This window comes from Acidobacteriota bacterium (assembly GCA_030949985.1).
In the GTDB taxonomy this organism is placed as follows: Bacteria; Acidobacteriota; Polarisedimenticolia; order J045; family J045; genus JALTMS01.
The window spans coordinates 1-2,345 of sequence record JAUZRX010000041.1 but is presented as its reverse complement, the minus strand read 5'-3'; the positions used below and the strand labels follow the sequence as shown (position 1 = coordinate 2,345).

Sequence of the window (2,345 nt, the reverse complement as noted above, 5' to 3'; positions counted from 1 at the left end):
GCGAAGGCTGCGGATGTGGATCGCCGCGCCCGTCGCCTCGTCGTAGGTCGTCACCGTCGTCGGCTTGCCCCGCGGACGGTTGCTCTCCGTGACGTTGGGGTCGGTGTGGTCCTCGTCGTAGGCGATCTCCGAGACCACCAGTGAATGGGGCCGTTTGACGTCGATCTGGCCGATGCCGATCTCCTTCACCATCGCGTTGGTGTTGCTGTCCACGCTGTCGAACTCGAAGCGGAGCTGAAGGTCCACCGTGCTTGCCGTGCTGCCCTCCTCGAGCAACTCCTCCACCGGAATCCGCAGGGCCAGGCTCTGGCGCCAGCGGGACCAGGAGATCTGGGAGGAGTCGACGGCGTACAGCTCCGTCGCTTCATCACGTACTCAGCGTAACAAGCCGTGAGTACCCACCCAAGTTGCAAGAACATCCACCTGGTACTCCGCAACACGATTGTCCTGTACAAGAATGACATGGCGCACCACAGCTCCCCCAGCTTCCTCCCACGAGAATGCCGTGAACCGGTAACCAAGACCATCGGGAACGAGTTTGGGCGGCTTGATCACACCCTTCAGGGCGACCAAGGACTGTTCCGAAAGACCTGGGATGTCAGCCGCCTTGCGGATCACATTGATTCCGAGTGCATAGCCATCGTTCCGATAGACATTGAAGCGACTTAATAGCAGCGTCTTGTCAACCAGCAGCTGAGCGACATCCACTGGAGCCAGATCGTTCGGTACAGCGTCGAAGACCTTCCTGATCGAGTCTAGATCGTCCAGGAGCCGCACCGATCCGTCAACACCGAGTGCCACGAGGGCATGGGAGATCGGTGCGCCGGCATGGTCAGGAAAACTGAAAACCCGTTGCGACGACACCCGGTTCAAACCCAGTTCTCTCGTTACATCCTTCACATTGTGGCACGCCAAGTCGCGGTCAACCTTTCGCGCGAACGAGTATGTGCTCCTCACGAATCGCATGACCGGCGGCGGAGCGTCGCCCGACTCTGCCATGACCGCAAGAGGCGGCGCAAAGACCAGGACGATGCAGAACACTGAAGTTCTCATGGCTTTCCGTCCTGGGATTCCTTTTTGTAATCGTTTTCCGTTTGTTTCGCTTGTGGTTCAGGTGCTGGACCCGGCCCCACACCGTGCGCTGATTCATGCACAAACGTCGCGTTCACGAATTCCTTCTGCGACTTGCCCTTCCACTCTTTTGATATGTTCTGAGAACCGAGGTAGATCGTAACCTGGCTCTTCGTAACATTCCCCTGCGCGTCTGTTTTCTTCGGTGTATATGTCCCCGCCACCGGAGCCACTCGCTGCCCTGCTTTCGCCTGGGACTGGAGATTCGCAACAGCCTTGCCAACATTCTTCGGTGCCACGACTCTCTGTGTTCCCGGAACGGCCTTTCCGCTGTTATCGACCAGCTCGATCATCGCCTTGCCACTGATCTTGACCTTGACTCTCTCAGGCTCCGCGTCAAGCGCCCGCACAGTAGCGGTGCCTGTTGGACTGGGGTCACTTTGGTTGATGATGCGATTCTTGAGCCTCCTCCCCGCTGCATTTGCGTATTTTCGGCCGTCAGGATCGACAAACCTGACCGGATTGTCCAAGGAATACGAGGATCGGCTCCAACTCTGGGGAAAGGATGAGTCAGCGCTCTCGAGACTTGGGTCGACCGAGAGAAAACGCCCGAGGCTGCTCCCGTAGTACCTCGCCAACATATAGTCCAGCTCAACCTCCCCATCCCTCTCATGCCCCGTGAACTTCATCCTCTGGTCGCCGCTCTCCTCCGTCGTCGCCTCCATCCCGAACGGAAAGTACCTCCAGCGACCGATCTCGACACCGTTCTCGTCGGTCATCAGGCGGGTGCTGCCGAGGTGATCGCGGTGGACGAATTGGAGGTTGCGGGAGCCGGGTGCTGACGCGGGGCTCTGGTTCTGGGTCGTGTTGCGCACGTCGTCTGTGATCGGGGCGCTCTGGTCGAATTCGACCAGGGTCACCGGGTCGACTGCTGTGAACCAGTACTGGCCGTGGCCCGCGCCGGCGGGTTGGTCGGGGAGTTGGATGCGCGGGATTCCCTGGGGCTGGGCGTAGAGCAGGACCACGGTGCTGCTGCCCGCCGGCTGGTAGTAGGCATTGAAGAGCGTGCCGAGGGGACAGTCCGAGCCGTCGTTGGAGGTGCCGATCTCCTGGCTCGAGGAGCCGTCGTCGCCGAAGCCCGTGCGCAGGGCGTAGAGGAACATGGTGGCCTGCTTGAGGCAGCCGCCTCCACCACCGCCCCGGCGCAGGGAGAGGGCGTTGCTGTAGCCCGTGGTGCCGCACTCCGCCGTGGTCTCGATGCTGATCCAGTTGTT

Annotated in this window: 3 protein-coding genes; all 3 read right to left on the bottom strand. The window is 60.5% G+C overall.

Features of this window, described 5'->3' with window-relative positions; all coding sequences use genetic code 11:
• Positions 1 to 285 (bottom strand): hypothetical protein (locus Q9Q40_09910; protein ID MDQ7007538.1); only part of this gene is annotated, 285 nt, incomplete at its 3' end.
• Between the two features lie 90 nt (positions 286 to 375).
• Positions 376 to 1,053 carry a hypothetical protein gene (locus Q9Q40_09905; protein MDQ7007537.1) on the bottom strand — a complete coding sequence of 226 codons (678 nt, stop codon included), beginning with the start codon at positions 1,051 to 1,053 and terminating at the stop codon, positions 376 to 378.
• Positions 1,050 to 2,345, bottom strand: a 1,296-nt coding sequence (locus Q9Q40_09900) for an RHS repeat-associated core domain-containing protein (GenBank protein ID MDQ7007536.1), incomplete at its 5' end; no start/stop codon positions are given. The genes Q9Q40_09900 and Q9Q40_09905, both read right to left, overlap by 4 nt.

Coding starts and splice junctions, on each gene's coding strand:
- Q9Q40_09905 (MDQ7007537.1), bottom strand. CDS start 1,053: ATGAGAACTTCAGTGTTCTGCATCGTCCTGGTCTTTGCGCCGCCTCTT.